The sequence below is a fragment of the Vibrio sp. 2134-1 genome (assembly GCF_033339495.1).
Map to the genome: position 1 here is coordinate 1 of NZ_JAWOUS010000622.1, position 615 is coordinate 615.

The 615-nt window shown below is 46.2% G+C and carries 1 protein-coding gene; it reads right to left on the reverse strand.

Annotation, left to right across the window (positions count from 1 at the left end):
• On the reverse strand, positions 1 to 615 hold a 615-nt coding region (locus R7R78_RS27590), incomplete at both ends, for an ABC transporter permease (protein WP_225474792.1).

Consider the following 615-nt stretch of genomic DNA (forward strand, 5'->3'; position numbering starts at 1 on the left):
AACATAAACACTGGGATGTATTGGCTCAAAATTGCGCTGAGTTTTGTGTATGGTTTATTACCCAAAAACTCAAAGCCATTTTTGCCCCCATAAATGCGAAAGTGCGCCGCAAGGATCAAAATCGTACTCACAACGATACAAATTTGCCAAATCGCAGGCACGATAGCGGTGACCAAAAATTGCGCGTAGTTAGTGTTGCGATTAAACAGCGCGGTGATTTGGGTCGACACTGGCACAGCTTGGCCGAGCGCGGACAACGTCGTTGTATTGCCTTTGGCGAGATTGCCCATCACTTGCACCTGAGCATCAAAGTACCCTTGAGCTTGTGCCACGGCTGAATTAATTAACTTTGCCACCAAAATATATTGGCTGTTAAAAAACACTGAAAGCTGTGGTTGGCGATGCAGCAAAATGTCTTGGTCAAACTTAGATGGAATGACGGCAAAAGCGTAAATATCGCCTTCAATCATGGCATTCTTGGCTTCATTCGCACTGGTGTAGTGATAATCCACAGAAAGCGTTGAAGAGGCGTCTAACGTTTGGATCAACTTACGAGAGAGTTGCGAATGCTGTAAATCGACCACGCCAATCGGCAGGTCTCTCGCAATCCCCGCA